The organism is Myroides sp. TSA_177.3, from assembly GCF_052691955.1.
The window spans coordinates 1-9,483 of sequence record NZ_JBQZGD010000040.1; the positions used below are offsets into that span (position 1 = coordinate 1).

The window sequence follows — 9,483 nt, forward strand, 5'->3', positions numbered from 1 at the left end:
GTCCCTTTGTCGATAATCCAATATTCTTGGTCATTGATTGCATTAATAACCCCTACCGTATTGGTACGAGCCTTGAAAAAGGCAGCATCATTATACACGTATTGGCCAACAAAAACATCGCCATCCGCTTTAGAGGCTGAAATACGAGCAGGTCGGTATCGCTCGCTATCGCCTATTGGATAGATAAAAACTTCGTTTCCAATCTTTTCTACAGCTCCCTGAATATGAGAGGCATCCCCCATAGACTGGGCTTTTCCGCCCTTTTTAAAAGTAAACATCCCGTGGGAAACTTTCGTTACTGGGTTGTAGGTGGAATCAACCAAAACGATTCCATTTTGAAAATCAACCAAACCAGAGGCATCTATATTATTCTTTAAATCAAAGGCTACTTTACTCACCGGGCTATCAAAAATCACATTGTAAAATGAGGCAATCTCATTCCCTGTAATTTGCTTGGCTGTTGTTGGAAAACCTTCAACCGTGAAAATGGTGTTTGAAGTAGCGTTTCCCTTGGTCAAACCATAGCCCCCATTGTTGATAAAATCATGGTAGTATATCACAGTTCCATCATTGGTAACATCTCCAGATACTTGATTTTCAAAGGTTCCCTCAAAGGAAACTAAACCTTCTGAAGATACGGAGAGAACTCCTTCGTTGCTTGTCAACGAAGGATCTTCTTGTCCATAAATTAATGTACTCATGCAACTTAATGTAAGTACGGTATATATTGTTTTCTTTGTCATACTTTGTTTTTTAAGATGATGAAAAATATTATCAATTCTTAATTTCGGTCATAGTAACTTTCATCTGCTAAACGTTCCGCATGATCAATAGCCCACGCCAAGAAATTCATCAGGAAGTAACTATTATAAGTAGGGAGACTAGGCGCTCCATATGATCCAGAACCAGTAGTTGGAGTCATATTTGTACCTGTTCCATTTACTTTAAAAACAGTATTATGCATGAACCCACTATCATTTGTATAAACATAAGCATGTTGTCTATGTCGAACAGCCCAAGCTTTCTCAGCATCTGCATCATAATTAATAAAAGATGATGGTAGATTAACTATTTTACGTCCACTTCTATCCTCTCCTAACATTTTACCTCTAATATCTCCAAATGGCCCTACAAGTAATGGATCATCGATACTTATCAAATTATGGAAAGTACTACTTCCACTAATGGTAGCATTTCCTCCTCCATGCAATAAATTAATAAAGTATGCTGCATAAGCTTCATGTGCTTCATTATTAATCATGGCTGCACCTTTCTTATTAACTAAGAATTCATATAGCACTTGATTTTTATCGTTATTAAATCCAAAGTTTAAACTTCCGACTATAATATCTACTTTATTATTTTTCAGTGCATTTCTAAAATTAGGAGCCGAAGCATAACTATTATCACTAATCACTCGTACAGACTCTACTTTTACCACTCCGTTTGGTCCAAAATTATTTGGATTTAATACCAATCCTAGTCTAGAAGAGTCATCTAGTCTATACCCAGAACTGCTACCTGAAGCTAAGATGACCATAGGTCTATACAATACTGGAACTTTTACACGTCCTCTTTGTTCAGCATTCCCCACACTATTACCTAATAATTCTATCATATAGTTATCAGCAATCTGTGGTGTTCCTTGAGATTCAAGAATAATAGCAACTTCTCTTCCTACATCAGCATCCGTTAAAATTCTGGTTCCTGTATATGTAATTCCATTTACAGGATGAGTAGCTTCAATAATTGCTTCTCCTGGAGTAATTACTCGTACTGGTAATGAAATTTGATTTGGTCCGTTAAAATTTGCAGGTTTATAAGGTCTAAGCTTACCGATAATTTGAGCCTTGTTCCACAATACTTCATATTGAACAGGTGCTCCAAATACTGGAATATCATAATCACATCCATTGACAATACTTTCTTCAATTGGATAACTTTGATCATATTCATGCGCTCCTTTTGAAACCAATTTCAGTTTCACAGTAAGCTCTCTATTTCCTACAGTTGGTTTCCCTGTCCCTAGTTTAGGTGTTAGCACCACATTTTGGATATCATCTCTTAAATTATTGAATACAAAATCAGTTTGTCCTGAAGTAAATTCAATTTTTTCTGTTTGATGTCCGTAACCCGTCCCCGTAACTTCAATTGTTCCAATTAGTTCTCCACGTCCTGGAGCAACTACTTTTAATGGAACATGAATTTTATTTGCATCTGTTAGCACCGTATTATATTCAAACTCTCCTGTATGTGAAATTCGATTATTTGGATCATTACACAAGAAGTTAGCATGTAAAGGTTCAATTCTTACACTATAAGGAAATGACACTGGTGAATGTCCTAATTCCACTTGAACGTGAGAATTAGTAAAGAAATCTAATGGTGTATTACGTGGAACAACAGGTGCTCCTTCTCCTCTAAGTACAACCTTTGCTGTTCTTGCAGCAATCTCTGCATTGGTTAGTCGATGTGTTCCTGAGAAGCGAATTCCATTATTATCTGAGGTTGTAATCTCAACGATTCCACCCATTGTAATATTTTTAATGGTAGCCTCTAAATTTCCACTTCGAGCATTTGTTAAATCTACTCTAGTATAGAATTTCCCCTCCGTGTCAATCCTACTAATTTCATATTTTAGCGATTCTTTCTCCACAAAATTGTAAGCAACACAATTCGATTCTTTTCCATTTAGAATGAATTTAATCGTATCACCTTGACTCGTAGGAGCACCATTTCCGTCTCTAGTATATCCTTTGATTGGAGTACCTGACCCTCTTAATACGATATGATAATTTCCGGCTTCAGGAAAAATACCCGAACCTTCAAACGCATATCCATTAGCATCACTTCCATTGAAAGCTGTTGCCTCCACCTTATAAGTTCCAGGTGTAGAAACACTTACTTCAAGAAAAATAACATTCGCTCTTTCTTTTAGAAATACACCTTCAAAATAGTTTCCTTCAATTTTTATTTTTGAACATTGGCTATTTTGAATGACAAAAGTTGCAGGTTCGATTTCCCCACATAAATTTAACCATCTATCACGAGTTGCATTATAGAACTCCATGCAATCAATGGTTGTATTATAAATCATTAATCCTTGCTGTAAATCAGCTTTTGGAATATTTCTTCGTTCTTCTGTTGTCAATTTAGGGAGTAAAAATCCTCGTTCTACTGAACTCAAGTCCAAAATACTAAAAGGCAACATATCACTGGTAGGGGAACTTACTGAGTTATCTTCCAGTTTCATTCCTCTATTATCTGCTAGATTTTGTGCATTAATTGTAGTTACACTAAAAAAGACAGCTAGTAATACATAATACAATACGTTATATTGTTTCATTTCAAAATTCATATGCATTCTTTTTTTGATTTAAGAGGCTGGAACTTCTACTAAGTTCCAGCTTCTTTATAATTAATTAGTGTCTATTTTCTTTCACATATTCAATAGCCCAAGCCATTAGATTGGCATATAGAACAGCATTATAAACCGTTGTACCTTGATAATATGGTTTTCCTACGGGTGTTCCATCTGCTAAATATCTTGAAGGCCAAATATTTGTACTCGTGTTTGTTGCAGTTCCTACAAACCATCCTCCATCTCCTACAAACACATAACCTAAATCTTTGTGTTTCAATGCCCATACAGATGAAGCATCATTTTGTTTAGTAATTAAAGGAACTATACTACTTGGTAAATTACTATAGTACCATCCATTAGTAGCATCGTTACCTAAATATTTACCACTTAGGTTTCCAAATGGCCCATTAATAATAGGATCATTATTTGCACTACTTAATACTGGGTTCAACATGGTAAATTTATTATCATGCACTATACCAGTACTTCCTGTTAACTTGTGAATAAAGTCTTTCGTTGTACTATGTACACGGTTCTCATCTCCAATAATAAACACTCCTTTTTGATTTTGAACAAAATCTAGTAATACTCGATTTGTATCATCATTAGCATTATATCCAATTACATTTACGATGATATCAACCTTATTGTCACGGATGAAATCAGCTAATCTAGTTCCTTGCAATGATGTATTTAAAATGCGAATGTTATTTACTTTTACTGTTCCAGTTGGACCAAAGTTTACTCTACTATTTAGAATTGCTCCACCTGCATAAGTATTGGATGTTGACGGTCCATAATTATTAGAACCTAAACGCAATACTACAATATCTCTAAAGCGAACATCTACCCTAGCTGAACATGTTGTTGTACCTGCTTGACTATTGGTTGTAATGGTATAATTTAAATTTCCTCCTTCTGTATATCGACCTGATGGTACTAAACGAATCGTTTGTTGTCCTTGCCCTGTAAATGTACCTGAAGCGCTAAAGCTTACACCATTTACTTCATTCGTTGTAATCGAATAAGGCCCTGGATAATCTACATTCACTTGAAGCTCAATAAAATTATTAGCCCCTAAACTTGAATCCACTAAATATGATCCATTTACACGAACCGTATGACATAAAACACTATAGCGGATTGGTTGAACCTCTACTGTAATTTCCGGGAATGTTGTACAAATCGCTGATGTTCCAGGAGTTAAATCTGTAAATTTAATCGCTGTTGTTCCTTTTGGAATTCTAACATCTTCTGGATAGAGTGTTACATACTGGATGTTATTTCTATTTGGATTAAAGGCTAAATTCACATTGTTCGCTTTAAAGCTCACTGGTGTTGTAGCATTACCAACTACAAAAGCTCCTTTCAATTCAATTGAAGTTGTTCCTGGTGCTAATACTTTCACTGGAATTAAAATTGAATTTGCTTGCGTTAATTTTGTATCCTCTTGGTAACTTCCTCTAATCTCAATTTTATTATTGGTATCATCACATACTAATTCAAAGGCAACCGGTTTTACATGCACCATAACACTTACATTAGTAGCACTTGAATTACTAATTGAATTTGTAGTAAAAGTAAACCTGTTAGGATTTGAAACTGGTGTAGAATTGATTGGTGTTCCTTGTCCAACAATTTCTATTCTTTGCAGACCCTCTGTTGTAAATTCACCTGAACCAGCAAACGACATTCCATTTACTGTATTTGTAGACTGTATTCTCCAAAAACCAGGTGTGGTTACATTGACATTTAGTTCTACCTTATTATCATTCGCATTTAAAGGCACCCCAATATACCCATTCCATAATGTGGTAATATTTTGTCCTTCAACAATTTTAAAATTAAGCTCTGAAGGTCTTACTGTGATACGCGTATTTGTACAACTCGTACTCACTTTTCCGTTAATAGAAAAGGTTAATACATCTCCTCTTCCTGCTCCATCATTTCCCATCAAAGGTGTTCCTAAACCTTCAAGCGCCACTGTATATACACCTGGAGCATTAAAGGTTCCACTTTTACTAAAAGAATATCCATTTTCTGGCGTAGGCGTTGCTGTAACATGATACGAACCAGCTTCTTGCACTTCCAATTGGATATACAAAATATCGGTGTCTTTTAAAAACTTCCCTTGTTCTAAGTAATTCTTGCCTGAAGCACTTAAAACAATTCGACTACAATCCTTAACATCTAAAATTGCAGGTGGTAAAGTACCACATAAACTCAACCAGCGGTTTCCTTCTCTACTCCAATAGTTGATACAATCTGTATCCTTATTGTAAATTACTAAACCATTTCCACGTTCAACATCAGAAATACTAATTGCATTTCTTTCAGCTGTTGTCATACGAGGAAGTAAAAACCCCTTCGTAGAACTCTCTAATTCCAATAGTGTCGCTGGCGCTGCCGTATGAGTACTATTGGCTACCGAACCATCCTTAATCTTTGTTGTATGAAGATTAGTTTGTCCGAATACGGTAGCTATATTAAAAAATACAGCTACCATTATCCATACTATATATTGAATAGATTTCAAATTTAATTTTTTCATCAATAAACTATTTTGACTTATACAATTGATTATTTTAAAAGCGCTTCAATTGCTTCTAAACGCTCCGTTAAATCTCTCACCTCATTTTTCAATACTTGAATTTCATCTGCTTTTTGATCTAACTCCTTCTTCTGTTCAATTACGTGTAAGAAAAGTTCTTCTGTCTTTTCTAATAGTTGAATTGATAATTCAGATACGTTAAATGAATAACCTGTTTCTGTTTTCTCTAATTCACTAATTGGTGTAATTCCAGGTAAATGTCTGTTTGATTTAATGTAACTATCCACTGTAGATAAATCATTAAATGTATAGTCATACTTCAATGATGAATACCCATCAAAATAATTTTCAAATACATAATCCGCATAGTAGCTATTCGTTGCCGTAATACTACCATTTACACGTAATCTTTCATTTGGCGCAGTAGATTTTGTTTTATAACCAATTCCTACCCAACCCATTGTATAAATATCTTGATCGTTTTTCGTTGCTTGAATATCACTTCCTGTATACCAAGGTTCTTGTACAAGATCATTAAGAGAAATAATTGTAGTATTCTTCTCCTCATCCGTATAAATCAACTCACGTGTATCAAGCTTAACATCTAAGTGTGTTAATGTTTCTGAACTGTCAAAAATGTCTGTGATATAAATTGGACTCTTCGATCTTTCTTCGTTTTCATATACTAAAGCCTTTCCTAAACCTGCGTAATTATCCTCTAATGAAAGTGAAGTTATCGTTTCTAAATTGTTGCTACCTGTTGGACCAAACAAATCAGTTCCTTTGATTTCAACATTTTCATCAGCCTCATTATTATACACGAATTTTGTTCCTTCATATTCTCTTGAAGGAAATTCTCCTTCTCTTTCTATTTCTTCATGTACTTCTAAATCTCCATCGATATAAACATATACTGGATATTTTACAGCAGTCAACGTTGTCTTCGTCTCTTTACTCTTAATCTCTTCCGTTAGGTTAAAATTATCATTCGACGTTTTGATAATGATATCTCCAATCGAATCTCTTACCACAGAAACATCTCCTGTTGTTGAAGAAATAAACTGTTCTAATAAGTTTTTTACACTATTATCATTTAGAATTTTTTCAAAGTCTGTGATAATATCTTGTGTTACTTGGATTACAACATCATCATGATTCCCTGTTTCATCTATAAAATAGTATTCAGTGAAACCTTCTGCATCTGCTCCTTTTTCCATTGCAGTTAACGTTTCTGCAAATTCTACTGTAGTAAGATCTTTACCATTATTGAACGTAAATCCAGCTTTCACAGCTTCTGCATTCACAGCTTCATCTGTTAACTTTACTGATGCCGTTGCTGAATTACCTTTTATAATCGTTTTAAACTCATTACTATCACCTAACTTGGTAATAAACTCTTGGTTATCAACCAAATTCGTTACAAAAACATCATTATTCGCAATGATTTTTCCTAAATCATCAATTGTAACTGAGAAACTTGTTCCTTCTGTATCCGTGATTACTAAAATATTTTTAGTCTCATCTATCACAAATGTTGCAATTTTTGTATTTCCTAAAGCATCCCAACTAATAACTACAGGTTGCTTATTTTCATCATAGTAGAAGAAAGTATTATTATCTACATCATAACCAACATTACCATAGGTATCCTTCAATTCCTCGATGATATTTTTAATGAATTCATTGTTTTCTGTAATGTGATTAATGAAATCAATGTTATCGCCTAACTTGGTAATAAACTCCTGGTTTTCAACCAACTCCGTTACAAACTTCGTATTCTTAGCAATCTCTTCTACATTTAAAGCAACTGTATTGTCTTCAGAATCCGTGATGATCAACTGATCATTAAGCAACTCAAAACGAACGTTAGTTGTATTAATTGATGACCAATCTACAGCTTGTTGATCGCCTTCACCATCAATATAATAGAATGTATTATCTGTAGTGTTGTAGTATACGTTTCCGTATTCTCCTTCTAACTTATTAATGATTTTTTTAATGAACTCATTGTTCTCCGTAAGGTGATTAGTAAATTCTACGCTGTCACCTAACTTGGTAATAAACTCCTGATTTTCAACCAAATTCGTTACAAAAACATCATTATTCGCAATGATTTTTCCTAAATCATCAATTGTAACTGAGAAACTTGTTCCTTCTGTATCCGTGATTACTAAAATATTTTTAGTCTCATCTATCACAAATGTTGCAATTTTTGTGTTTCCTAAAGCATCCCAGCTAATAACTACAGGTTGCTTGTTTTCATCATAGTAGAAGAACGTATTATTATCTACATCATAGCCAACATTACCATAGGTATCCTTCAATTCCTCGATGATATTTTTAATGAATTCATTGTTTTCTGTAATGTGATTAATGAAATCAATGTTATCCCCTAACTTGGTAATAAATTCTTGGTTTTCAACCAAATTCGTTACAAACGTACTATTGTTAGCGATTTCTTCAACAGCTAGTGAAACTGAGTTCCCTCCTGAATCAGAAACAATCAAACGATCATTTTCCAACGTAAAACTAACGTTAGTTGTATTAATTGATGACCAATCTACAGGTTGTTGATCGCCTTCACCATCAATATAATAGAATTTATTATCTGTAGAATTATACGTTACGTTTCCGTATTCGCCTTTTAACTCCTTGATGATGTTCTCAATAAATTCATTGTTTTCTGTAATGTGATTAATGAAATCAATGTTATCGCCTAACTTGGTGATAAACTCCTGGTTTTCAACCAAATTCGTTACAAACGTACTATTGTTAGCGATTTCTTCAACAGCTAGTGAAACTGAGTTCCCAGCTGAATCAGAAACAATCAAACGATCATTTTCCAACGTAAAACTAACGTTAGTTGTATTAATTGATGACCAATCTACAGGTTGTTGATCGCCTTCACCATCAATATAATAGAATGTATTATCTGTAGTGTTGTAGTATACGTTTCCGTATTCGCCTTTTAACTCCTTGATGATGTTCTCAATAAATTCATTGTTTTCTGTAATGTGTTTGATAAAATCAATGTTATCCCCTAATTGGGTGATAAACTCTTGATTCTCCACTAAGTTGGTTACAAACACATCATTATTTGCGATAATTTTTCCTAAATCATCAATCGCAACAGCAAAACTAGCTCCCTCTGTATCAGTAATAACTAATACATCATTAGCCTCATCTACTGCAAATGTTGCAATTTTTGTGTTTCCTAAAGCATCCCAACTAATTGGAACAATATTCTTGTTTTCATCATAGTAATAGAACGTATTATTTTCCGTGTTGTATCCAACATTACCATAGGTGTCTTTCAACTCCTTGATGATATTTTTAATGAACTCGTTATTTTCTGTAATTTGTTTAACAAATTCTACGCTGTCTCCCAACTTCGTAATAAACTCTTGGTTATCAACCAAATTCGTTACAAACGTACTATTGTTAGCGATTTCTTCAACAGCTAGTGAAACTGAGTGCCCAGCTGAATCAGAAACAATCAAACGGTCATTTTCCAACGTAAAACTAACGTTGGTTGTATTTAATGAAGCCCAATCAATTGGATGTTCAT

3 protein-coding genes and 1 pseudogene are annotated in these 9,483 nt (G+C 34.2%); all 4 read right to left on the reverse strand.

Annotation, left to right across the window (positions count from 1 at the left end; genetic code table 11):
• Window positions 1–743: pseudogene (locus tag ACUTSE_RS17810) on the reverse strand (gliding motility-associated C-terminal domain-containing protein); the annotation flags it as partial.
• A gap of 38 nt (window positions 744–781) precedes the next feature.
• On the reverse strand, window positions 782–3,364 hold the full coding sequence (locus tag ACUTSE_RS17815) for a hypothetical protein (RefSeq protein ID WP_445641226.1): 2,583 nt from the start codon (window positions 3,362–3,364) through the stop codon (window positions 782–784).
• Between the two features lie 58 nt (window positions 3,365–3,422).
• The gene (locus tag ACUTSE_RS17820) at window positions 3,423–5,915 is read right to left on the reverse strand and encodes a hypothetical protein (RefSeq protein ID WP_445641227.1); all 2,493 of its coding nucleotides are present in this window, start codon (window positions 5,913–5,915) and stop codon (window positions 3,423–3,425) included.
• A gap of 29 nt (window positions 5,916–5,944) precedes the next feature.
• Window positions 5,945–9,483 (reverse strand): hypothetical protein (locus tag ACUTSE_RS17825; RefSeq protein ID WP_445641228.1); only part of this gene is annotated, 3,539 nt, incomplete at its 5' end.

What these genes read in the sequence shown, in the direction of transcription:
- ACUTSE_RS17815 (WP_445641226.1), bottom strand. Translation starts at nt 3,364, where the DNA reads ATGCATATGAATTTTGAAATGAAACAATATAACGTATTGTATTATGTA.
- ACUTSE_RS17820 (WP_445641227.1), bottom strand. Translation starts at nt 5,915, where the DNA reads ATGAAAAAATTAAATTTGAAATCTATTCAATATATAGTATGGATAATG.